General features: G+C 72.3%; 9 protein-coding genes. 3 read left to right on the top strand and 6 right to left on the bottom strand.

Annotation, left to right across the window (positions count from 1 at the left end):
- Nucleotides 1–65 precede the first annotated feature (65 nt).
- Both AC507J_RS24395 and AC507J_RS24390 read right to left on the bottom strand, forming a co-directional pair.
- Nucleotides 66–890 carry an ABC transporter permease gene (locus tag AC507J_RS24395; RefSeq protein ID WP_496291521.1) on the bottom strand — a complete coding sequence of 275 codons (825 nt, stop codon included), beginning with the start codon at nt 888–890 and terminating at the stop codon, nt 66–68.
- Nucleotides 850–1,671: an ABC transporter ATP-binding protein gene (locus tag AC507J_RS24390; protein WP_496291520.1), complete on the bottom strand. Its 822-nt coding sequence runs from the start codon at nt 1,669–1,671 to the stop codon at nt 850–852. Before AC507J_RS24390 ends, AC507J_RS24395 begins: the two co-directional genes overlap by 41 nt.
- Nucleotides 1,672–2,172: 501 nt before the next feature.
- Between AC507J_RS24390 and AC507J_RS24385 the strand changes: the two genes are divergently transcribed.
- From AC507J_RS24385 to AC507J_RS24375, 3 genes are read left to right on the top strand one after another with little or no spacing between them, the layout of a single operon-like run.
- Nucleotides 2,173–4,335 (top strand): MMPL family transporter, encoded by a 2,163-nt coding sequence (locus AC507J_RS24385; protein WP_496291551.1) that lies wholly within the window; start codon nt 2,173–2,175, stop codon nt 4,333–4,335.
- Nucleotides 4,332–5,216, top strand: coding sequence for an ATP-binding cassette domain-containing protein (locus tag AC507J_RS24380; protein WP_496291519.1), 885 nt, complete (start codon nt 4,332–4,334; stop codon nt 5,214–5,216). Before AC507J_RS24385 ends, AC507J_RS24380 begins: the two co-directional genes overlap by 4 nt.
- On the top strand, nt 5,216–5,875 hold the full coding sequence (locus AC507J_RS24375) for a hypothetical protein (RefSeq protein ID WP_496291518.1): 660 nt from the start codon (nt 5,216–5,218) through the stop codon (nt 5,873–5,875). Before AC507J_RS24380 ends, AC507J_RS24375 begins: the two co-directional genes overlap by 1 nt.
- 57 nt (nt 5,876–5,932) lie before the next feature.
- Here the strand turns inward: AC507J_RS24375 and hppD are convergent, their stop codons facing one another.
- The 4 genes from hppD to AC507J_RS24355 are packed head-to-tail and all read right to left on the bottom strand — an operon-like array spanning nt 5,933 to nt 24,813.
- A complete protein-coding gene (gene hppD / locus AC507J_RS24370) occupies nt 5,933–6,982 on the bottom strand; it encodes a 4-hydroxyphenylpyruvate dioxygenase (protein WP_496291517.1) in 1,050 nt (349 codons plus the stop codon).
- Between the two features lie 25 nt (nt 6,983–7,007).
- Nucleotides 7,008–7,220 carry an MbtH family protein gene (locus AC507J_RS24365; protein ID WP_496291516.1) on the bottom strand — a complete coding sequence of 71 codons (213 nt, stop codon included), beginning with the start codon at nt 7,218–7,220 and terminating at the stop codon, nt 7,008–7,010.
- The gene (locus AC507J_RS24360; protein ID WP_496291515.1) at nt 7,217–21,739 is read right to left on the bottom strand and encodes an amino acid adenylation domain-containing protein; all 14,523 of its coding nucleotides are present in this window, start codon (nt 21,737–21,739) and stop codon (nt 7,217–7,219) included. Before AC507J_RS24360 ends, AC507J_RS24365 begins: the two co-directional genes overlap by 4 nt.
- Nucleotides 21,736–24,813 (bottom strand): amino acid adenylation domain-containing protein, encoded by a 3,078-nt coding sequence (locus AC507J_RS24355; protein ID WP_496291514.1) that lies wholly within the window; start codon nt 24,811–24,813, stop codon nt 21,736–21,738. Before AC507J_RS24355 ends, AC507J_RS24360 begins: the two co-directional genes overlap by 4 nt.
- Nucleotides 24,814–24,853: the final 40 nt, after the last annotated feature.

Genomic DNA, 24,853 nt, shown 5'->3' with positions numbered 1-24,853 from the left:
ACGCTTGGAAACCGATGTCCAACCGCGTCAGCGAGGCGGTTGGACATCGGGTCGGGCGGGACCGGTCAGCGGCTGAGTCGGCCCATCAGCGCCGACGCGGCACTGATCGCCAGAACCAGGGCCAGCAACAGGACACCCAGGTCGAGGGCGTACCGGGCGGGCGTACCGACCAGCAGCCCGCGCAGCGCCTCGACCTGGTAACTGACCGGGTTGACGTGATTGATCCAGCGCAGCCACTCGGGCATCATCTCCGCCGGATACAGCGCGTTCGATCCGAGGAACAGCGGCATCATCAGGCCCTGGCTGATCCCCATCACCCGGTCGCGGGCCAGCACCAGCCCGGCCACCACGACCGACAGCGCGGAGAACAGCGCCGACCCGGCGAGGATCACCAGCGCCGCGCCGGCCAGGCGCAACGGGTTCGTGGTGAGCCCAGCGCCGATGAGTAGCCCGACGACAAAAACCACAACGGTCTGGCTGAGCGCCCGGATCCCCGCGGAGAACGTCTTGCCGGCGACCACCGCCACCGCCGGCGTCGGGGTCACCATGAGCTTGGTGAGCAGACCGGCGTCGCGTTCCCAGACCAACTGCACGCCGTAGAAGATCGAGGTGAACAGAGCAGCCTGCGCGAGGATACCGGGTACCAGGAACTGCAGGTATGTCACATCGCCGATGGGCAGGTCCGGTATCCGGGAGAAGGTACTGCCGAAGACAACCAGCCAGAGAGCCGGCTGGACGGCCCGGATCAGCACTTCCCAGCGGTCGTGCCGGACCCGCTGGATCTCGACCAGGCACAGGGCGACGATCCGGGACAGCAGCGTCCGTAGGGCACCGGGCACCGGGGTGGCGTCACTGCATTCGCCGGGCAGCGCGGCGGGCGGCGTGAACATCGCGCAGGGATCCCTTCTCAAGTTCGCCGCCCAAGGCAGCGTGGGCGGAGTCGGCCATCGCGTGTTCCCGGAACACGTCGTCCAGGCTGCCGGGCCGGCCCAGCGCGCTGATCAGCTCGGCCGGAGTGCCGATGGCACGGACCCGGCCCGCCCGCATCAGGGCGACGCGGTCGCAGACCGTCTGGGCCTCCTCCATGTTGTGGGTGGTGACCATGACGGTCATCGCGCGTTCCCGGCGGACCAGCCCGATGCGCTCCCAGACCGCCTCCCGGGCCACCGGGTCCAGCCCGGTGGTGGGCTCGTCCAGGATCAACAGCCGCGGACCGCTGACCAGCGCCTGGGCTAGTTCCATCCGGCGGGCCATGCCGCCGGAGTAACTCTTGGCCAACCGGTCGGCGACTGCGGTCAGGCCGACCGACTCGATCGCCTCGGCGACCCGGGCGGACCGTTGCCGGCGCGGCACGTCGAAGAGCCGCGCGAAGAGCGCGACGTTCTCCCGGCCGGTCAGGCCGCCGTCCAGGGAGAGCATCTGCGGGACGTAGCCGACCAGGCGACGTACCGCCATCGGCCGGCGGCCCGCTGGCACCCCGAAGACCGAGATCTCGCCGGCGGTGACCGGGAGCAGACCGGTGATCACCCGCATCGTCGTGGTCTTACCAGCACCGTTGGGGCCGAGCACACCGAAGACCTCGCCAGCCTCGACGGTCAGGTCCAAGCCGTCCACGGCGATCTTGTCGTCGAAGGCGACGACCAGGCCACGGGCCTGCATCGCGGCCGTCACGCCGACTCCCGGACACATTGACATCCGTCTTCATGCATCGCGGCGAGCCGATAGATCGTGGGAGCAGTGACAACATTAAGAACAACTGAATTCAAGGCGCCCACCCGCGTTCCAGATGATCGACAAACGTGAGTTCGCGTCGATGCTACTCGGACAGGCCGACATGCCACAGCACACAGAAGACAGCCACCCTTACCACGCCACAAGCGGTCTAGCAAGGTCGACACCCAGCCGCATATCTGACAAATTGAACACCGCATAAGGTAACAGTAGTGATGAGGTGACCTTTACGAAAAAATCGCTCACCTCAGACATCCCGACAACCACCGCACAGATCCGTTGGATAAACTGCCAGCCGCAGCGCCGGTCTCGATCACATTCCGCGGATCGCGACGCGAAAGTCATCGGGAGTGCAGAAGAAGTACGCAGGTAGGGAGCGGTGCGTCGGGGTGCCTGCTTTACCCGCACCGGAGAAGCGTGAGGGAGACATTCTTGTTTCGCATGATCGCCGGCTTCGCCACGCGCCGGTCCCGGGTCGTGATTGCCCTCTGGCTCGTGGTCGTCTGCCTCGGTGCGGGCCTGGGCATCGGACTGTTCGACCGGCTCACCCCGTCCGTACGCGCCGTGCAGGGCAGTGAGTCGCAACACGGCAGCGACCTGCTCCGAAAGATATCGCCGCAGCCGGAGACGATCACCGGCGTGGTCGCCGGGACGGATGTCACCGCCGCCGGCATCCACAGTGCCGTCACCCAGGCAGTCACCGACGTCTCCGCCCTCAGCTGCGTGCAGCGGGTCGCCGACCCCTACTCCGGCCAGGGTCAGATCGCGCAGGACAAGCAGGCGCTGCTCATTCCGGTCACCTTCAAGACCGGACTGGACAACGCGGCCCTCGCCCCGTGCATCAGGGAGGCGTCCCAGCGACTGCGTGAGATCGATGCGCCGGACGTGAGCGTCAGCGGCACCCGGCTGCTCAACGGCGAACTCAACCGGCAGGCAGAGCGCGACGTCCAGCGCGCCGAGCTGATCTCTCTGCCGATCATCCTGATTCTGCTCGTGGTGATCTTCAGCGGCGTGCTCGCCGGCAGCCTCCCGCTGGTCGTCGCCGTGGTCGGCGCCGCTTCCACCTTGCTCGTGCTCTACCTGTTCAGCCTGGGCACGGAGATCTCCGTCTACGCCGTCCAGGTACCGACCATGCTGGGCCTCGGTCTCGCGGTCGACTACGGGCTGCTGATGGTGACCCGGTTCCGGGAGGAACGCCGCGCCCTGCCGGGCGACAACATGGACGAGGCGATCCTGCGCACCGTGGAGGGCGCCGGGCGTACCGTCTTCTTCTCCGGTCTGACCGTGGCGGTCAGCCTCGCCGGCATCCTGATCTTCCCGAGCCCGTTCCTGCGCAGCCTCGGCCTGGCCGCCGCGGTGGTGGTGCTTGTCGACATGCTCGCCTCGATCACTCTGATCCCGGCGCTGCTAGCCCGATGGGGCCATCGGGTCAAGCTGCCCAAGCCCGGCACCCGGGAGGGACGCCCGTTCGCCGCGCTGGCACGCGCCGCCTGCCGCGCTCCGGTCACTGTGATGGTGGTGATCGGCGCGCTGCTGCTGGTCTTCGCTACGCCCGCCCTGAACATGCGGCTCACCGGCGGGGACGCCCGCTCGCTGCCGCCCGCGGCCGAGTCCCGGCAGTTCTTCGAGACGCTCAGCGCCCACTTCCCCAGCGGTGCCGCCAGCGAGCCGGTCACCGTCATTCTGCCGCCCGGCGCCGACGCCGGCCTCACCCGGAGCTTGGCCGAGCTGCCCGGCGTACAGTCGGCCGCGCAGCCGCAGCAGGCGACCGACGGCTCGACCATCCTGCGGCTGACCCCGGCGGGCACCACCGACGGCGAGGAGGCCCTACAACTGGTGCGCGACGTACGCGACGCCCGGGGTCCGACCCCGGTTCTGGTGACCGGCGCGGCCGCAAGCCTGTTGGACTACGAAGACATGCTGGCCAAGTACACCCCGATCGCCCTGGCGGTGGTCCTGGTGACCATCCTGCTGCTGCTCTTCGCGTTCAGCGGTTCGGTGCTGATCCCGATCCGGACCGTGCTGACCACCCTGCTCAGCCTAGGCGCCGCGATCGGCGGCGTGGTCTTCGTGCTACAGGAGGGCCACTTCGCCGGCCTGCTCGGCACCGAGGGCCAGGGCGCGCTCAACGTGATCGTCCCGCCACTGGTCATCGGCCTCGCGTTCGGCCTGGCGATGGACTACGAGATCTTCATCCTGGCCCGGATGCGGGACCGCTGGGTGGCCACTGGTGACCACCGCAAGGCGATCGTTGATGGTCTACAGCTGACCGGCCGGGTGGTGACCTCGGCGGCGCTGCTGATCATCGTGGTCTTCGCCGCGTTCATGACCGGCGGTTTCGCGCCGGTCCAGCAAATCGGTCTGGGTCTGGCGCTGGCCGTGCTCATCGACGCGACCGTCGTACGGATGCTGCTGGTTCCGGCAAGCATGGCAGTCCTCGGCCGATACGCCTGGTGGGCACCGGGCCCGTTGCGTCGCCTGCACGACCGGTACGGCCTGCGCGAGTCCACCCACCCGGACCCCGCCGAGCCGGAGCAGGTGCCCGGCGAGCACCACCCCGTACGACCAGGACCGGCAAGGGTCCGCATGATGGAGGACTCATGAACGGCCTCAAACTGCACCACGTCAGCAAGCGTTACGGCGCCGGCCGCCTCGTGCTGCAACAGGTCGACCTGGAAGTCGACCCGGGCGAGGTGGTGGGCGTCGTGGGCGGCAACGGCTCCGGGAAGTCCACCCTCCTCAAGATCGCCGTGGGGCTGACCGCCCCGACCCGCGGCACCGTCTCCGGCCGGCCGGACGTGATCGGATACGTGCCCGAACGCTTCCCTACCGCTGGCCGGATCTCCGCGCTCTCCTACCTCAAGCACATGGGCCGGATCCGCGGCCTGCGCACCGGCGACGCCGAGCGACGCGCCCGCGTCCTACTCGAACGGCTGTCGCTGGTCGGCGGCCCGTACACCCAGTTGCGGCGACTCTCCAAAGGCAACGCGCAGAAGGTGGCGCTGACTCAGGCCCTGTTGATCCCACCACAACTACTGGTGCTCGACGAGCCATGGTCTGGTCTCGACGCGGACGCGCACGAGGTGCTGGTGGACCTGATCGACGAGTCGGCCCGCAACGGCGGCGCAGTGATCTTCACAGATCACCGGGAGGCGATCGTCGGCGCCAACGCCACCACCGTCTACCGGATCACCGCCGGCAACCTCGCCGCCGAGCACGAGCCCCGACCGCCGACCGGCCACCAGCCGGGCCACGACCTCGCCGAGGTGGAGCTGGTCCCGCTGGCCCAGAGCGCTGACCAGCCGGACTGGCTGCGCCTGCCCGGGGTACGCGACGCCTGGCACGACCGCGACTCGGTGGTCATCCGGATCGACGGTGAGCGCTGCGACGCGCTACTCGTCGACGCGATCAAGAACGGTTGGTCGGTGGAGAGCGTCCGCCGCAACCCGGTGGGCGGGGCCAGCCAGTGGCGAGGGGAAGCATGATGACCGCGCTGGTCCGCTACGACCTGTCCATGCTGGTCCGCAACCAGGCCTACATCGCGCCGTTCGTGCTGTACGCCTCCGCGATCGTGGTGCTGACCACCAACGACCTGGGTCCGCTGACTCAGGTCTACTCGGCGTGCGTGATGACCATCTTCATCTGCATGCTGTGGATGACCGCCGCATTGATCAACACCGAGGATCGCGCCCAGCGGGCGATGACCGCGGTCGCGGCCGGCGGCGAGCACCGGGTGCTCGCCGCGAACCTACTCGCCTGCCTGGTGATCTGCGTGGCGCTGACCATGGTCGGCACGATCTACCCGATTTACGCCGGCGAGCACCCGGTCATCACCGCGGCCGACATCGCGGTCGGTGTCTCCTCGCAGCTGGTCTGCGGCATCACCGGCATCGCGGCCGGCATGCTCTGCTCGCGGATGGTGGTTCGCCGAGCCGGTTACGCGGTCTTCCTGGGCCTGGGCCTGATCGGTGTGCTGGTGCTGATACCCAACGTGCCGCCGGTCGCCCCGATGATGGTGCTACTCAGCAGCGACCGGACCGCCGGGGACATGTTGCCGCTGATCGCCGCGTTCGGGGCGCTCGCGGTCGGCCTGCTGGCGGCCAGTTCGTTCGCCACCTATGTGCTGGCCAGGCGTCAGGAGTAGGCACCGCAAAGCCCGTCGCGCGGCGCGCGACGGGCTTTGCGGTGCCGCGCGGAACGCTTACTGGATCCGCTCGCGCTCCACCGCCTCGTAGAGAGCGTGAATGTTGCGGCTGCCGAAGGTACGCGCGCCAACTCGCTCGATCGCCTCGAAGAAGAGCGTGCCGCGTGAGTGCACCGACCGGGCGAAGATCTGGTACAGCTGCCCGTCGTGGTCCTGGTCGACCAGGATGTGACGCTCGCGCAGCACCGACACACTGTGCCGGCGCGGGGTCAGCCGCTCGGTAAGCAGGTCGTAGTACGCGCCCGGGGTACGCAGGAACTCCACGCCGCGCTCAGCCATCCCGGACACGGCCCGCACGATGTCGTCGGTGCTGAACGCGACGTGCTGCACGCCCGCCCCGCCGTGGTTCTTCAGGAACTCGTCGATCTGCCCCGGGGCGCGCTGGGCGTCCGGCTCGATCAGCGTGAGCGTCACCGTGCCGTCCGGGCTCTGCACCACCGTCGAGTTCATCGCCTGGGTGCCCACCTCGATCTTCTCGGCGAAGACCGACGCGAAGCCCAAGGTCCGCTCGTACTGCTCCACGGTGGGTTCGAGCTGGCCCGGTTCCAGGCAGACCGCGAGGTGATCGAGCTTCGTCAGCCCGGCGTCGCCGACTGGCGCCACCGGTTCGGCGACCGGCACCAGGCCGGGCAGCAGGTCCCCCGGCCGCCCGCCGGGCCGCTGCACGAGCGTGTGCACGACGTCGCCGACGCCGCCGATCACGGCGGTGACCAGGCCGTCCTGCTCGTGTGGCGGGTCCACCGGCCGGGCGCCGCGGCCGACCGCATCCGCGAAGGCCGCCGCCACGTCCGGGGTGGCCAGCGCGATATCGGCCACGCCCGATCCGTGCGCCTGCAGGTACGCGTACCCGGGGTGGTCTTCCGCCAGCACCTCGGTGACCACCAGCCGGATGTCGCCGGCGCGCAACGCCACCGAGTGGGTTTCCGCAGTGCCGTCCGGCACGCCGCCGACCGCGTGCACAGTGAATCCCAACGCGCCGGTCAGCCGGTCACGCTGACCGGCCAGATCCTCCGAGTAGAGCCGGATGTGGTCGAGGGTGTAAGACACGGATATCCTCCGGTTGCGAGACGGGTTACGGCGCGTCGGTGGTCAGGCGCAGGCTCCGCGGCCGCATGTCGGTCCAGGTGGTTTCGATGAACTGCAGGCAGTTCTCCCGGCTGTCCTCGCCGTGTACCGGCCGCCAGCCGTCGGGCACCTCGGCGAAGACCGGCCAGAGCGAGTACTGCTCCTCGTCGTTGCAGAGCACCAGGTAGGTGCCGTCCGGGTCCTCGAACGGGTTGGTCATGCGTCGCCACTTTCTTCAGTGAGATGGTCCGCACGCTGTGCATCAGTGGTGTGCTCCGCAGCGATGCGCAGCCGTGCGGCGAGCAGGGCGGCGAGGTCGGCTACCGAGGGCAGTTCGAGCAGTTCCTCGTGGCCGCCGGGTATCTCGCAGAACTCGATCTCGCCGGCCACGTACGGCAGCCAACTGTCGGCCCGCAGTAGGCCGTCAGCCCTGGTCTTGGCTGCGGCGACGTGCAACACCGGGCCGGTGACCAGGCCCGGTACGAAGCGCCGGGCGGCGTCCACCTGAGCGCGGTAGACGAAGCCGAGCCGGGCCAGCTGCTCCCGGGCACCGGGCCCCGCCGTCTCCAACTCACGGCGGAAGCGGACCGCCCAGTCGCCCGGATCGGCGTCGACCGGCGTGGTGGCACCGGCCAGCGGATAGGCGTCCAGGATCGCCAGCAGTTCGACCCGCTCGCCGGCGGCCTGTAGGCGCTGCGCCACGGCGTGCGCTGCGAGCCCACCGGCCGACCAGCCGAGCAGCCGGTACGGCCCGGAAGGCTGTACCGCCCGGATGTGCTCCAGGTACGCCTCGGCGATCCCCTCCATCAACTCCGGCAGCCCGCCCGGTGCGGCGACCAGGCCGGCGGCCTGCAGGGCGTACACCGGCTGGTCCTCGTCGAGCAGCGCGGGCAGCGTGCGGAACGCCCAGCCCACCCCGATCGCCGGCGGCAGGCAGAACAGCGGACGAGCCCGACCGGTGGCGCGCAGCGGCACCACCACCCGGAACGGGTCCACTGCCGTGCCGTCGTCCAGCCGCGCGGCCAGCCCGGCCACGGTCGGCTGCTCGAACAGCAGCGGCAGCCCGATCTCCAGGCCCGCAGTCTCACGCAGGTGGTCGACCAGCCGGGTGGCAGCCAGCGAGTGCCCGCCGAGGTCGAAGAAGGAAGCGTCAATGTCGGTCACCGGCTCGCCGAGAATCTCGCTGAACGCTGCGCTGAGCAGCCTCTCCCGCTCGGTGCGGGGCAAGCGACCGGCATCCTTTCCGGACACCAGGGGTGCGGGTAGTGCGCGCCGGTCCAGCTTGCCGTTCGGGGTACGCGGGATCCGCGTCACCGGCACCACGAACGCCGGCACGAGGTGGCCCGGCAGGCGCTCGGCCAGGAAGGCGCGCAGCAGGTCGGGGCTGGGTGTGACGTCGGGGTGCGGCTCGGCGTACGCGACCAGCCGGGGATCGCCGGCACGGTCGTGGCGGACCACAGCGGCGGCCAGGCGCACCTGTGGGTGGGTGCCGAGCACGGCCGCCACCTCACCCGGCTCCACCCGGAACCCGCGCAGTTTCACCTGATCGTCGGTGCGCCCCACGAAGTGCAGCCGGCCGTCGCGGTCCCAGCGAACCAGGTCGCCGGTGCGGTACAGGCGGCTGCCCAGGGCACCGTACGGGTCGGCGACGAAGCGGGCCGCGGTGCGCGCGGGACGGTTCAGGTAACCACGGGCCAGGCCGGGGCCGGCGACGTACAGCTCGCCGACGACTCCGGGCGGGACCGGGCCTAGTCGGGCATCCAGGACGTGCACACTGGTGCCGGTGATCGGGGTGCCGATCGGCCCGCCGCCGTCCGGGTCGAGCGGGCCGCTCATGGTGGCGCAGACCGTCGTCTCGGTCGGGCCGTACGCGTTGATCAGGCGACGCCCCGGCGCCCACCGGCGCACCAACTCCGCGTCGACCTGCTCCCCCGCCGTGACCAGGGTGCGCACGCCGGCCAGCATCGGCGGCCGCATCACCGCGAGCGCGGCGGGCGGCAGCGTCAGGTGGGTGATTCCCTCCCGCTCGGCCAACGCCGCGAGCGGCGCGCCGGGACGCAACCGCTCCGCCGGGGCCAGCACCAAGGTGGCGCCGGCCAGCAACGCCATGCAGATCTCGGAGAGCGAGGCGTCGAAGCTCGGCGAGGCGAACTGCAACACCCGGCTGTCCGGGGTGACCTGGAACCGGTCGATCTGTCCGGCGGCCAGAGCGGCCAGACCGCTGTGGGTTACCTGGACGCCGGAGGGGCGCCCGGTCGATCCGGAGGTGTAGATGACGTACGCCGGATGGTCCGGCAGCGGGCCGGGCAGCGTGGCCCCGTCCGGGTCGCCGACGGGCTCGCCGATCACCACCTGCGCGTCGGCCGGTAGGGCGTCGCGGGTCTGCGCGTCGGCCACCGCCAGTCGCGCCCCCGAGTCGTTCCACATCATGGTGATGCGTTCGCCGGGATAGTCCGGATCCAGTGGCAGGTAGGCGGCGCCGCTGCGGACCACGCCGAGCACGGCGACCACGAACTCCGGCGAGCGCGGCAGGGCCACCGCAACCACCTGTTCCGGGCCGGCGCCCCGGCGGACCAGTTCCCTGGCCAGCCGGGTGGCTCGCCGGTCCAGCGCGCGGTAGGTCATGGTGCCACCCGGAAAGCGCAGCGCGATCCGGTCCGGTGTCGCGGCGACCTGCTGTGCGAACAGCTCCGGCAGGGTCCGCGCGACGGGCGCGGCCGCGCCGCCGGCAGCGCGGGCCCCGGCCAGGATCTCCCGGTCAGCCCTGGTGATCAGGTCCAGGTTCCCGATCGATACGCCCGGATCGGTGGTACACCCGTCGAGCAGCAGCACCAACCGGTCCAGCAGCCCGCACACCGTCGCCCGGGTGAACATGTCGGTCCGGTAGACGACCACGCCGGTGATACCGGCCGGTTCCCGACCGGCGGTGAAACGTTCGGTCAGGTTGAACTCCAGGTCGAACTTGGCGGCGCCCAGATTCAGCTCCAGCGGGGCCACGGTGAGCCCGGCCAGTTCCAGCGGCTCCGGCTCGCCGCCCTGCATGGCGAACATGACCTGAAACAACGGGTGTCGACCCAGGGACCGGACCGGGTTCAGCTCCTCGACCAGGCGTTCGAACGGCAGGTCGGGGTGGGCGTACGCGGCCAGGTCAGCGTCGCGGACCCGGCGCAGCAGTTCCCGGAAGGTCGGGTTGCCAGCGGTGTCGACTCGCAGCACCAGGGTGTTGACGAAGAGGCCGACCAGGTCTTCCAAGCGGCGGTCGGCGCGACCGGCCACCGGGCTGCCGAGCACGATGTCGGTGCCCGCGCCGTGCCGGGTGAGCAGGGCGGCAAGCGCCGCATGCAGGGCCATGAAGACGGTGACTTCCTCGGCCCTGCCCAGCGTGGTGAGCCGGCGGTGCACGTCGGCGCCGATCGTCAGTTGCAGGGTGCCGCCGAGGCCGTCGGCCACCGCTGGTCGGGGCCGGTCGGCTGGCAGGTTCAGGTCGGCTGGCAGCCCGTCCAGGGCCCGCCGCCAGTGGTCCAACTGCCGCGACAGGCGCGAGCCGGGATCCTCGGCCTCGCCCAGCAGGCCGCGCTGCCAGAGCGCGAAGTCGGCGTACTGCACCGGCAGCGGCTGCCAGGCGGGTGACCGGCCGTCGCGGCGGGCCGCGTACGCCTCGGCGAGATCCCGCGCCAGCGGACCCGCCGACCAGCCGTCCATGGCGACGTGGTGCACGACCAGCACCAGGACCGCGTCCTGCGGAGTGACCGTGAACAGCGACACGCGCAGCGGTACGTCCGTACGCAGATCGAAACTCTCTCCGACCGCAGCCCGCACCGCGGGCAGCAGGCCGCCGGCACCGACCTCGACCACCCGCAGGCCGACCGCGTCCGGGCTCAGCACCCGCTGGTACGGCACACCGCCGTGCTGGGGCAGCACGGTCCGCAGCACCTCGTGGCGTCCCGCCACGTCCCGCACCGCCGCGGCTAGCGCCTCCCGGTCCACCGTGCCGGTCAACCGCACAGCGACCGGCAGGTGGTATGCCGCACCCTCCCGCCCGAACCGGTTACCGAACCACATCCGCCACTGGGCGTACGACAGCGGCGGGTACTGCGGACGCGCGGCCGGGCGCAGCGGCGGCAACCCGGGGTCGGCCACGGTGAGCGCCCGCTCCAGCGCACCCACGGTCGGCGACTCGAAGAACGCCCGGATCGGCAGCTCCACGCCCAGTTCCGCGCGGATCCGGCTGACCAGCCGGACGGCCAGCAGCGAGTGCCCGCCGAGCTCGAAGAAGTTGTCGTCGACGCCGACCTCGGGCACTCCGGCGGTCTCCGCGAAGATGCGGCACAGCAGCTCCTGCCGGGCCGTGGCCGGCGCCCGGCGGGCGGTGCCGGGCGCCGTCATCGCTGGGTCGGGCAAGGTGCGCCGGTCCAGCTTGCCGGTCGGGGTGAGCGGCAGCTCGTCCAAGACCAGCAGGATCGCCGGCAACATGTAGCCCGGCAGGCGGGCCGCGGCCACCGCCCGCACCTGCGCCGGTTCCGGCCGGGCACCGCGTTCCGGCACCAGATAACCGACCAGCCGCTGGTCGCGTAGCACGACCACAGCCCGGGCCACGCCGGGCGCGGCGGCCAGCACCGACTCGACCTCGCCCAACTCCACCCGGAAACCGCGGACCTTGACCTGGTCGTCGGCACGGCCCAGATACTCCAACTCGCCCCCGCTGGTCCAGCGGACCAGGTCGCCGGTGCGGTACATGCGTCGGCCCGGTGGGCCGTACGGACAGGCCACGAAGCGGTGTGCGGTCAGACCTGGCCGACCCAGGTAACCGCGGGCCACCCCCGTACCGGCCAGATACAGCTCGCCGACCACGCCGACCGGGGCCGGACGCAGTATTTCGTCCAGCACGTAAGCCTCGGTGTTGGTGAGCGGCCGGCCGATGCCCGGTACCTCGCCGGCCGTCGCCACCGCGGCGGTGGCGTACACGGTCGCCTCGGTGGGGCCGTAGAAGTTGCCGATCCGGGCACCGGGCACCGCAGCGCGCACCCGCTCGGCCACCGTGCCGGTCAGCGCCTCGCCGGCGAACGCCACCAGGTCGGCCCGGATGTCGAGTTCGCCGGCCTCGGCCAGCCGGGCGAGGACCGACGGGACGCCACTGATCAGCGTGCCGCGGAACCCGCGGTCCGCCAGTTCCAGCAGGTCGCTGACCACCTCCACGGTGCCGCCGGCGGCCAGCGGCGCGAACAGCTCGAACACCGAGACGTCGAAGCTGAGCGAGGTGGAGGCGAGCACCCGCGCCAGGCCGGCCGGGGTGAGTTCGCCGACCGCCCAGGCGATGTGGTCGGCCAGGTTGCGGCGGGAGAGCACAACCCCCTTGGGGGTGCCGGTGGAGCCGGAGGTGTAGATGGCGTATGCGGCGTGCGCGAGGTCCACCGGGGGCAGCGGCGTCGCCGGCTCGGCCGCGATCGCGGCGTGCGTCCCGGGCTCGTCCAGGACCAGCACCGGCACGGTCACCGGCGGCAGACCGCCGACGGCGCCCCGGTCGGTGACCACCAGCGCGGGCGCGGCGTCGCGCAGCATGAACTCCAGCCGCTCGGGCGGATAGGAGACGTCCAGCGGCAGGTAGGCGGCACCGCTGCGCAGCACCGCGAGCAGGGCCACCACGGTAGCGGTCGAGCGGGTCAGGGCCAGGGCCACGAACCGTTCCGGTGCCGCGCCGCGCCCCCGCAGGTGATGGGCGAGTCGTGTGGCGCGGTGGTCGAGTTCGGCGTACGTCAGCCGCTCGCCGCCGCTGCATACCGCCACCGCGTCCGGGCTGGCCGCGGCGTGCTCGGCCACCCGGGTGGCGACGTCGCCCGGCTCGACCGGTCTCGCTGGCCCTCGGGACAGGGCCAGCACCAACTCCCGTTCGGCCGCGCCGAGCACGTCGATCTCGCTGATGCGGCGGTCCGGGGCAGCCGCCAGCTGGGTGAGCACCGCCACGAAGCGTGCCGCCAGGCGCTCGGCGGTGGCCCGGTCGAACAGCTCGGTGCTGTATTCCAACCGTCCGGCCACCCCGGCCGGCGTGCCGTGCTCGTCGAACTCCTCAGCGAGGCTCAGATTGAGGTCGAACTTGGCGCGGCCAAGCTCAACCGGGAGCGGTACGGCCTCGACATCGGGCAGCCGCAGCGCCTGCCAGGCGGAGCCGGCCATCGAACCGCCCGCGTCCGGTCCGTTCTGCAGCGCCAGCATCACCTGGAACAGTGGGTGCCGGGCCAGTGATCGGGGCGGATTGAGCAGCTCGACCAGGCGCTCGAACGGCACGTCCTGGTTGGCGTACGCTTCCAGGTCAATGGCCCGAATCCGGTCCAGCAGCTGCGCCACGGTCGGGTCGCCGCCCAGGTCGACCCGGAGGACCAGGGTGTTGACGAAGAAGCCGACCAGGCCGTCGAGGCTGCCGCTGAGCCGACCGGCGACCGGGGTGCCGAGCGGGATGTCGGTGCCCGCCCCGAGCCGGTGCAGCAGGGTGACCAGACCGGCGTGGGCGACCATGAACAGCGTCGTCCGGGTCTCCCGGGCCAGCCGGAGCAGGGTGGCATGCTCGGGCGCGCCGAGTTGGAACGTCACCGCCTCGCCGGCGAAGCTGGGCTGGGCTGGACGGGGCCGGTCCCGGGGGGCCGCGATCTCCTCGGGCAGCCCGGCCAGACGCTCGGCCCACCGGGCCAGCTGGCGGGCGGCGAGACTGCCCGGGTCGGCCTCGTCGCCGAGGGTCCGCCGCTGCCACAGGGTGTAGTCGGCATACTGGACCGGCAGCGGTGACAGCCGGGGCGGGTGGCCAGCGGCACGGGCCGCGTAGGCGAGTCCGAGGTCGCGTACCAACGGGGCGACCGACCAACCGTCGCCGGCGATGTGGTGCAGGACCAGCAGCAGGACGTGGTCGCACGCGCCCACACGCAGGCAGGCGGCCCGCAGCGGCAGGTCCACGGTGAGGTCGAACGGCGTCCGGGCCACCGCCCGTACGGTCTCGGCCAACTCGTTCTCCGGTACCGCGCACACCGGCACCTCGACCCGCGCCTGGGCGGGGTCCAGGATCTTCTGGGTCGGCTCGCCGTCCTGGTCCGGATAGACGGTCCGGAGCACCTCGTGTCGGGCGACCAGGTCGGTGACCGACGCGGCGAGCGCAGCCGGGTCGAGTGGTCCGCGCAGTCGCACGGCGATCGGGATGTGGTAGCTACCGGTGGCGCCCTCCAACAGGTTGAGGAACCACATGCGCCGCTGCGCGTAGGAGAGCGGGATCGACGCCGGGCGCGGCGCCGGGGCCAGCGGCGCGCGGGCCGAGGCATCGCCACCCAGGTGCCGGGCCAGGCCGGCGGCGGTGGGCGCCTCGAAGACCGCCTGCAGCGGGACTTCAGCGCCCAGGCCGGCGCGGATCGCGTTGACCAGCCGGGTGGCCAGCAGCGAATGGCCGCCGAGGGCGAAGAAATCGTCGTCCGGGCCGACCCGGGGAAGGCCGAGGAGGTCGGCGAAGAGTCCGCAGAGGATCTCCTCGGCGGCGTCGGCGGCGTCCCGGCCTGCGGTGGGTGCGGTGAACTCGGGCATCGGCAGGGCGGCCCGGTCGAGCTTGCCGTTCGGGGTCAGCGGCAGCCGGTCCAGGGCGGCCAGGGCTGCCGGAACCATGTAGTCGGGCAGCCGGTCGCGCAGGTCGCTACGCACTTCGGCGAGCAGGTCGTCGGCCTCGGCGAGCAGGGCCGGGTCGCTGACGTACGTCTCGGCCCGGGCCAGGCGGACGGACGGACCGAACGCGCCCGCCTGCGTCGGTCCGGCGGTGAACACCACGTCGAGACGGCCGTCCGGTGCACCGGAGGTGTAGGTGACCAGGGCGTTCATCCCGTGTTGCGTGGCAAGTTCCTGGAAGAGCGCGGGCTCCGGGGCGGACGGTGCGACCTCCAGCGCCTCCAGCGCCTCGACCGTGGGCCGCCCGTCGGCGAGCGCACGGGCGGCGGCCAGTTCGGCGGCGAGCCGGGCGTTGGGCACACCGGTCAGCCGCAGCGGCCCGTCGGTGGCGGTTAGCAGCGCGGGCACCTCGGCGAGGCCGTCGCGCAGCGTGTCCCAGGCGTGGGTCGCGGCCTCGCCCACGGGCGGGGCGGTCGGGCGCAGCAGGACGTCGTACCGGTGCCGGGTCATCTCGTTGTGCGCCCGGCCCGGCTTGATTCGCAGATCGGCGCTCACCCCCACCTCGGCCGCGTAGGCAGCGAAGAACTCCGGCGCGACCAGCAGCTCCTTGTCGCGCAGCAGCCGCCGGTCGGCGGCCCGACGCAGCTCCGCCGGATCCCGGCCGGGCGCCGACCGGGACAACTCCACCGCGCAGTGGAAGGTCCGGGCCAAGGTTCGGTTCCGCACGTCGCCGACGAAGAGCGCGCCGCCCGGGGCGAGCGCATCGAGCGCACCGTCGAGGACCCGGCGCAGGTACGCGGCATCCGGAAAGTACTGCGTAACGGAGTTGAGCACGACCAGGTCGAAATGGTCACGCGGCAGCCCGCGGAAGTCGTCTGCGGCCTGGACCCGCAGCTCGAACCGGCCGGGCTCGGCGCCGGCGGTGCCGGCGCGCAGGGCGTCCACCGCGGCTGCGGAGAAGTCGGTCGCCCAGTACGTCTCCGTACCCGGCGACAGCCGCGAAAGAATCAGGCCGTTGCCGGCGCCGATCTCCAGCACCCTGCGCGGGCGCAGCCCGGCCAGCCGCCCGACCGTGGCATCGCGCCATTCTCGCAGCTCGTCGAGGGGCAACGGACCACCACGGTAGCTGTCGTTCCAGCCGGAGAAGTCCTCGCCGAACGGGACCTGCCCGGTGCTGTCGTACATCACCTGGTAGAGCTGGCGCCACTCGGCGACGCGCCGCTCGCCGCGGTCGCCGGCGACCGCGGCGACCGCCGGGACGACGTAGCCGGCCAGGTAACGGTCGCCGTCCGCGTCGACGCGGGTGACCACCTCCACCTCGGCGACGGCCGGGTGCCGGGCGATCACCGCGGCGACCTCAGCCGGTTCCACCCGGAATCCGCGGATCTTCACCTGGTCATCGGCGCGGCCGTGGAACTCAAGCACGCCGTCGCGGTTCCAGCGGGCAAGGTCGCCGGTGCGGTACATCCGAGCACCCGGGCTGGCGTACGGGTCGGCGACGAAATGCTGCGCGGTGGCGACGGGGCGGCCGTCGTACCCGCGGGCCAGGCCGGTGCCGCCCAGGTAGACCTCGCCGAGCGTGCCGACCGGCACCGGGCGCAGGGCCGCGTCGAGCAGGTAGAAGCGGCGGTCGGTCAGCGGGCGGCCGATCGGCAGCAGCCGGTCCGGCGTCCACGGGGCACGAACCTCGTGCTGGGTGGCGCACAGGGTGGCCTCGGTCGGGCCGTACAGGTGACGGATGATCACGCCGGGAACCGCGTCCAGGACCCGGGCGACGGCTGCCGGGGAGACCACGTCGCCGCCGGTCAGCACCTCGCGCAGACCGGACAGCCCGGCCGGGTTCTCGTCGGCGACGACCCGGAACAGGCCGGCGGTGAAGTGGGCGGAGGTCAGACCGTACCGGCTGATCAGGTCGCCGAGGCCGGCCAGGTCGAGGCGGCCGGGCGGGGCGAGGACGACCTCACCGCCGCCGAGCAGCGGCACCCAGAACTCGTAGTTGGCGATGTCGAAGGCGTAGGGGGCGTGCATCAGCACCCGGTCGTGGTGGCCGGGACGCCAGCACGGGTCGGTGGCGAGCCGGACGACCTCGGCGTGCGGGACCCCGATGCCCTTGGGACCGCCCGTCGAGCCGGAGGTGTACATGACGTAGGCGAGATCCTCCGGGTGGACCGGCACGTCCGGGGCGGTGGGCAGGCTGGCGTGGGCCTCGGTCGGGTCCAGCGTGGGCAGGTCGGTGTCGCCCAGCCGCCGCCGGTTCACCGGGTCGGCGATCAGCGCCACCGCGCCCGAGTCGGCGAGCACCCAGCGCAGCCGGTCCGGCGGGTGGGCCTCGTGCAGCGGTACGTACGTCGCCCCGGCCTTGAGCACGGCCAGGATCGCCACCGGCAGGTCCACCGAGCGGTCGACCAACACCGCGACCCGGTCGCGCGGGCCGACACCGGCACCGGTCAGCAGCAGGGCCAGCCGGGCGGACCGGGTCGACAGCTCACGGCCGGTCAGTGCCTCGTCGCCGCAACGCACCACCACCGCGTCCGGGGCAGCGTCCACCCGGGCTGCGAACCTGGCGGTCAGCGTCTCGCCGGGACGGGTGACCGCGCCGCTGGGCGCCGCGACGCCGGGCAGCCAGGTGTGCTCGGCCGCAGTGAACACGTCGAGTGCACCCAGCCGGGCCCCGGGGTCGGCGACCACCGCAGCCAGCAGGCGGGTCAGGCGCTGCACGAGGATCTCGGCGGTGGCCCGGTCGAAGCGGTCGTCGCCGTACTCGACCCAGCCGCCGAGGCCGGCCGGCGCACCGTCCGGGCCGAACCGTTCGTGCAGATTGAACGCCAGGTCGAACTTTGCGGTGCCGGTCACGTCCGGTTCCGGTGTCACGGTCAGGCCGGGGAAATCCAGGTCCGCTGTGACGTTGTTCTGGAGGGCCAGAAACACCTGGAACAGCGGATGCCGGGAGAGCAGCCGGGCCGGGTTGAGCACCTCCACCAGCCGCTCGAACGGCAGGTCCTGGTTGGCGTACGCGGCCAGGGCGGTGTCCCGGACCCGGTCCAGCAGCTCGGTGAAGCGCGGGTCGCCACCGGTGTCGGTGCGCATCACAAGCGTGTTGACGAAGAACCCCACCAGATCCTTGAGCGCCTCGTCGGTCCGGCCGGCGACCGGGGTGCCGACCGGAATGTCGGTACCCGCCCCCAGCCGGGTGAGCAGGCCCGCAACCGCCGCCTGAAGCACCATGAACAGACTCACGCGCCGCTGCCGGGTCAGGGCAAGCAGGCCGGCGTGCAGGTCCGGACCGGTGCTGAACTCGACGGCGCCGCCGGTGAAGGTGGCGGCGGCGGTCCGCGCCCGGTCGGCCGGAAGGGTCAGCTCCTCGGGGATGCCGTCCAGGGCGCGCCGCCAGTGTGCGATCTGGCGGGCCATCGCGCTGTCCGGGTCGTCCTCGTTGCCGAGCAGGCGGCGCTGCCAGATCGCGTAGTCGGCGTACTGGACCGGCAGCGGCGCCCAGTCCGGGTCCCGACCGTCGAGCCGGGCGGCGTACGCGGTGCCCAGATCGCGCGCAAGCGGCGCCATCGACCAGCCGTCCCCGGCGATGTGGTGCATCATCAGCAGCAGCGTGTGCTCGTCCGGCCCATGGGTGAACAGGTGGACCCGCAGCGGCACCTCACCGGTCAGGTCGAACGGCACGCGCGCGGCCGCCGTCAGCACCGCAGGCAGTTCCCCGGGCGTGGTGTCGGCGAGCACCGGCCGGACCACCGCCTCGGCGACCGGCAGCACCCGTTGCACGGGGGTGCCGTCCCGCTCCGGGAAGACAGTGCGCAGCGCCTCGTGCCGGGCCACCACGTCAGTGACCGCAGCGGCCAGCGCGGCCGGGTCGACGTGCCCGGCCAGCCGCAGCACCCGGGTCACGTTGTAGGCGGTGTTTCCGGCGTCCATCCGGCTCAGGAACCAGAGCCGCTGCTGGGCGAAGGAGAGTGGCGCGCTGTCACCGCGACCGGCCTCGGCGGTCAGCGGGGGCCGGGCGCCGGGCGCTCGGGTGATGCGGCGGGCCAGCGCGCGTACGGTCGGCGCCTCGAACACCGCGCGCAGGGGCAGCTCGACCCGCAGCACCTCGCGGATCTGGTTGACCAACCGGGTGGCGAGCAGGGAGTGTCCGCCCAGGGCGAAGAAGTCGGCCTCCGCTCCAACCTCGGTAGCCCCGAGCAGGTCGCCGAACATGCCGGCGACGATCGTCTCGTCCGGCCCGGACGGGCGGTCCGATCCGCGGGCCACCGCGAAGTCCGGTTCCGGCAGCGCGGCCACATCCAGCTTTCCGCTGGGGGTTCGGGGCAGTTCGGGGATCGGCAGCACCACGGCCGGGACCATGTACGCCGGTAGGGTGCCGGCGAGCCGCTCGCGCAGTGCCGCCCCGTCGAGCGGGGTGCCGTTCTCGGCCACGGCGTACGCCAGGATCTGGCCCTCACCGGCCCGGATTCCCTCGGGCACCCGGACCCGGACGACGGCGTGCGCCACGCCCGGACAGGCAAGCAGCGCCGCCCGGATCTCGCCCGGCTCGATCCGGAAGCCACGGATCTTGACCTGCTCGTCGGCTCGGCCGACGCACACCAGGACCCCGTCGCGGTCGCGGCGGACCACGTCACCGGTGCGGTACATACGTGTGCCGGGCGGTCCGTACGGATCGGCGACAAACCGCTCGGCGGTGCGGCTCGGGGCGTACAGGTAGCCGCGGGCGACCAGCGCGCCACCGACGTACAGCTCGCCGGGCACACCCGGCGGCACCGGTCGCAGGTGCTCGTCGAGGACGTGCACGCGGGTGTCCGGGAAGGGACGGCCGATCGGCACCGGGCCGTCCGGCAGCGGGTCGCCGGGCTCCAGCCGGTGCTCGACGCAGTTCACCGTGGTCTCGGTCGGTCCGTACGAGTTGACCACCACCACCCCTGGATGCGCGCCGCGCCAGCGACCGATCGCCGCACCGGTGAGCGCCTCACCGCCGACGATCAGCAGTTCGGTCGGCGACGCGGTGGCGGGCAGCGCCTCCAGCAGCGGCAGGTGGCTCGGGGTGATCTTCGCGAAGGTAGGCGGCTCCCCCAGCCTGGCGGTGCCGTCGTCCAGGCGGACCAGCCGAACCCGGCCCCCTCGGGTCAGCGGGGTGAACAGCGTGGTGACCGAGGCGTCGAAGGAGACCGACGCGTGGAACAGAGTGATGCCGGACGCGGCCGGGTACGCCCGCCCGGCGTGCCGCAGGTAGACGGCGAGCGCTCGGTGCTCGATCACCACCCCCTTCGGGCGGCCGGTGCTACCGGAGGTGTAGATGACGTACGCCGGGTGCTGCGGCCCGACAGCGGGCAGCGCGACCGGACCGGCCTCGGGCAGCGCCTCCATCCGCAGCGTGGGTACTCCGGCGCCGGGGACCGCGTCGCCGGTGGTTACCAGCAGTAGCGGAGCCGAATCGGCGAGCATGTAGGCGACCCGGTCGGCGGGGTAGTCCGGGTCGATCGGCACGTACGCCGCCCCCGACTTGAGTACCGCCAGCAGCGCCACCACCAGGTCCGGCGAGCGCGGCAGGGCCACCGCCACGAACCGCTCCGGCCCCGCGCCGTACCCGGCCAGTATCCGAGCCAGCCGGTCCGAGCACGCGTCCAGCTCAGCGTAGGTAAGCGTCTCGCCCTCGTGTTGCACCGCCACCGCGTCGGGGGTACGCACGGCCTGCGCGGCGAAGAGTTCGACCACGGTCGGCGCCGGCCCGTCCGAGACCGGCCCGTGCCAGTCCTGCAACTGTCGGCGCTCGGCGTCGGTGAGCAGGTCCAGCTCACCGACTCGGTGGCCGGGGTCGGCGGCCACCTGCTCCAGCATCCGGACGAGGCGGCCGGCCAGCGCAGCTGCGGTCTGCTCGTCGAAGAGCGCCGCCGAGTAGCGCAGCCGGCCCTCGATCCCGGCCGGCACCCGGCCAGGCGACCAGGACTCGTCGAGGTTGATCGCCAGGTCGTACGGCAGCGCGCCGGTGTCGACCAGCCACGCGGTCCCGGTGGCACCGGGCAGGTCGAGGCGGTGTTCGGCACGGTCCTGCACCGCCAGCATCACCTGAAACAGCGGATGCCGGTCGAGCGAGCGCGGCGGGTTCAGCTCCTCGACCAGCAGCTCGAAAGGCACATCGGCGTGGGCGTAGACGGCGCGGTCCACGTCGCGTACCCGGTCCAGCAACTCGCCGAAGCTGGGCTCGCCGTCGGTGGATATCCGGAACACCAGCGTGTTGACGAAGTGGCCGACCAGGTCGTGCAGCGCGTCGTCGACGCGGCCGGCGATCGGGCTGCCGAGCACAATGTCCGGCCCGGCACCGTGCCGGGTCAGCAGCGCGGCGAGCGCCGCCTGTAGCACCATGAACGTGGTCGCCCGGTGCCGGCGGGCCAGCTCGGCCAGGGCACGGTGCAGGTCGGCGCCGATCCGCAGCGGGACGGAGCCGCCGGCGCCGGACGGTTGCCGGCCGCGCTGTCGGTCGGTGGGCAGCTCCAGTTCGACCGGAGCGCCGGTCAGCGTGGCGCGCCAGAACGCCAACTGCCGGGCCAGTCGCGAGGCCGGGTCCGCTGGGTCGCCGAGCAGCTCACGCTGCCAGAGGGTGTAGTCGGCGTACTGGACGGGCAGCTCGTGCCAGGTCGGGTCGGTGCCAGCGGCGCGGGCCGCGTACGCGGTGGCGAAGTCGCGGGCCAACGGACCCATCGACCAGCCGTCGGCGGCCGCGTGGTGCACCACGAACAGCAGCAGATGATCGGCGTCGGCGAGGGTGAACAGGACCGCCCGGGCCGGCAGCTCGGCGGTCAGGTCGAACGGCCTGGACACCTCGGCGTCGATCGCCGCGGCCAGGTCGGGCTCGGTGACCGTGGCCGCACGGACCTCGATCGCGTCGGCCGTGGTCACCCGCTGGTACGGCACCCCGTCCCGCTCCGGCAGCACGGTCCGCAACACCTCGTGGCGGTCGGCCAGGTCCCGTACGGCCTCGCGCAGCGCCTCCCGGTGCAGCGTGCCGGAGAGCCGCACCGCCACCGGGACGTGGTACGCCGCCCCATCCTGTCCGAGCCGGTTGACGAACCACAGCTGGCGCTGGGCGTAGGAGAGCGGGATCAATTGAGGATCTCCTCGGCGGTGGTCGTCCGGCGGCGCAACCGCGGTCGCGTCGGGGCGGACGTCGCGGCGGTCGCCGCGAGCGCCGCGACGGTCGGGGTGTCGAAGATTTCGCTCATCTCGATGTCGACACCGAGCAGCACCCGGGCCCGGTTCACCACCCGCAGCGCGAGCAGCGAGTTACCGCCGAGCGCGAAGAAGTCGTCGTCGACGCCGACCCGGTCCAGCTCCAGCACCTCGGCGACCAGGGCGCAGAGCTGTCGTTCCGGCTCGGTGGCCGGCTCACGGCCGCCGAGCGGGGTGGGGTCGGGCAGCAGCCGGCGGTTCAGCTTGCCGCTGGCGGTCAGTGGCAGTTCGTCCAGGACGGTCACCACGGCCGGGACCATGTAACCGGGTAGCCGCCGGGCGGCCTGCTCACGCACGGCCACCGGGTCGAGGACCGCGCCGGGCCCGGGCACGACGTATCCGACCAGTTGGCGGCGGCGGAGCACGGCCACCGCGCGGGCGACCCCGGGCACGGCGGCCAGCACCGCCTCGACCTCGCCGGGCTCGACCCGGAAGCCGCGGACCTTCACCTGGTCGTCGACTCGGCCGATGTACTCGTAACGGCCGTCCGGGGTCCACCGGGCCTGGTCGCCGGTGCGGTACATGCGGCGGCCCGGTTCGCCGAACGGGCAGGCCACGAAGCGCTCCGCGGTCAGCCCCACACGGTTCAGGTAGCCGCGGGCCAGACCGTCGCCGCTCACGTAGAGCTCGCCGACGACGCCGGGCGGGGCCGGGCGTAGGTGGCCGTCGAGCACATAGACGTCCAGGTTCGGCAGCGGTTCGCCGATGCCGGGGACGCCGTCGGCGCTCACGGCTGCGGTGGCGTACACGGTGGACTCGGTCGGGCCGTACAGGTTGGCGACCCGGCAGCCGGGAATCAGCTCGCGCAGCCGCTGTACCACCTCGGCGGGCAGCACCTCGCCGACCGAGCCGACGGTGTGTACCCGCAGGTCCAGATCACGGTCGCGGGTGAGCGCGGTGAAGACCGAGGGGACGATGGTGGCGTACGTGCCGGAGCGGGGCGCGTCGCCGAGCGCCAGCGGGCCGGACAGCAGCTCCACGTGGCCGCCGCAGACCAGCGGGGCGAACAGCTCCAGGATGCACGGGTCGAAGGTGGTCGACGTGCTGGCCAGCATCCTGGCCAGGTCGGCCGGGCCGACGAAGCCGACCGCCCACTGGAGGAAGTCGGCGAGGCCATGGTGGTGCACCACGACGCCCTTCGGGCGCCCGGTGGATCCGGAGGTGAAGATCGCGTACGCCGGATGTTGCGGTCGCAGCGGAGCGCGCCGCTGCGCGTCGATCAGATCGCTGTCCGGTGTGTCCCCGCCGATCGCCTCGGCGATCACCTCCTCGGTCAGCGTCTGAATCGGGTCGGCCAGCTCCAACATGTATCTGGTCCGGTCTGCCGGGTGCTCCGGGTCGAGCGGCAGAAACGCGGCACCCGATTTGAGCACCCCGAGCAGTCCGGTCATCAGGTCGGTGGTGCGCGGCAGCGACAGCGCGACGTAGCGCTCCGGTTCTGCGCCAGCGGCCACCAGCCAGCGGGCCAGCCGGTTCGCCCGGGCGTTGAGCTGGGCGTACGTCAGGGTGGTGCCGTCGGCGGAGACAGCCGGCGCCTCCGGTGTGCGCCGCACCTGCCGTTCGAACATGCCCACCACACCGGTCTCGTCGACCGCCCGGCGCGGTCCGGTCCCGGCCGCGAAGAGCGATTGCCGCTCCTGCGCAGAGGTCAACTCGATCGCGGCGAGCGGGGTCTGCGGCTGCGCCTCGGCCATCGCGGTGAGCACCCGGCCCAACCGCTCGGCGTGGATCCGCACGTCGCCGAGTCGATAGGCATCCGAGTCGGCGTCCAGGCAGACCCGCCAGCCGTCGATGTGGGCGCCGCTGTAGACCGAGACGTTCAGGTCGTCGACTGGGCCGTTGGAGAGGATGTGCACGGTGGCGCGGTGCGGGCCGAACCGCAGGTCGTCCTGGAAGCGCAGGATGTCCAGCGACGGCCCGAACAGCCGTTGGCCCATCGGCAGCCGCAGGTCGCGGCGCAGGTCCTCGAACCGGTACCGCTGGTGCCGCAGTGCCAGCCGGATCCGCTCCGCGGTCGCGCGGACCAGGTCGCCCAGTGGCATGCCGGGGGTGACGGCCAGCCGCAGCGGCAGCACGTTCGCCAACATCCCGGTGGTTCGCCGGATCTGTTTGCCGTTGCGGGCCGCCACCGGCAGCCCGAGCAGCACGTCGTCCAGGCCGGTCACCCGGGAGGTGTAGAGCGCCAGGGCGGCGCCGGCCGCCGCTGGGGCGCCGGTGCGTACCGCGCGGGCCAGTCCGGTCAGCCCGTCGACGGTCTCCTGCGGCACGTCCAGTTGGACCCGGTGGAAGGTCCGGGACGGGGTGATCACGGGGCCGCCCAGTGCCGGGGCGTCGGGACGGTCCCGCAGCACGTCGAGCCAGTACTCGCGGTCCTGCTCGCGCTGCGGCGCTGCCCGGTACGCCTCGTCGTCCTCCAGGACGCAGTCGAAACTGCCGAGGCTGCCTTCCTCCACCGGTCGCCCCTCGATCAGCGCGGTGTAGATCTCCGCGACCCGGCCGGCCAGCAGCGCCGACGAATACCCGTCCACGGCGATGTGGTGACCACGCTGGAACCACAGGTGCCGGTCCGGGGCCAGGATCAGCTGTGCGGAGAAGAACAGCCGGTCCCGGTCCAGCCGGATCGGGCGGGCCATCTCGGCGTCCATCCAGCGCCGCGCCTCGGCCCACGGGTCCGGCCGGCCGCTCAGGTCGACCACCGGCTGGCGGATCCACGGTCGCTCCACCACCTCCTGGTACGGCTCGTCGCCGTCCACAACGAACAGCAACCGCAGGGCGCCGCTCTCCGCGACGACCCGCTCGACGGCGGCGTCCAGCAGATCGGATCGGACGGCGCCCTCGATCTCGAGGTACTGCCCACCAACGAAGACCGGGTTCTGCGGATCCCGTTGCTGCAAGAACCACATGCCGGACTGCCCGGCGGTCAGGGGACGGCGGCTGGTCGACTGAACCATCAAGATCACCACAATCGGGGTTCCGGGAGACGGCGGATTC

The sequence above is a fragment of the Micromonospora sp. PRAS1 genome (assembly GCF_059553435.1).
This window is presented reverse-complemented; position numbering and strand designations above follow the sequence as displayed.

What these genes read in the sequence shown, in the direction of transcription:
- AC507J_RS24395 (WP_496291521.1), bottom strand. Translation starts at nt 890, where the DNA reads ATGTTCACGCCGCCCGCCGCGCTGCCCGGCGAATGCAGTGACGCCACC.
- AC507J_RS24385 (WP_496291551.1), top strand. Translation starts at nt 2,173, where the DNA reads ATGATCGCCGGCTTCGCCACGCGCCGGTCCCGGGTCGTGATTGCCCTC.
- AC507J_RS24380 (WP_496291519.1), top strand. Translation starts at nt 4,332, where the DNA reads ATGAACGGCCTCAAACTGCACCACGTCAGCAAGCGTTACGGCGCCGGC.
- AC507J_RS24375 (WP_496291518.1), top strand. Translation starts at nt 5,216, where the DNA reads ATGACCGCGCTGGTCCGCTACGACCTGTCCATGCTGGTCCGCAACCAG.
- AC507J_RS24365 (WP_496291516.1), bottom strand. Translation starts at nt 7,220, where the DNA reads ATGACCAACCCGTTCGAGGACCCGGACGGCACCTACCTGGTGCTCTGC.
- AC507J_RS24355 (WP_496291514.1), bottom strand. Translation starts at nt 24,813, where the DNA reads ATGGTTCAGTCGACCAGCCGCCGTCCCCTGACCGCCGGGCAGTCCGGC.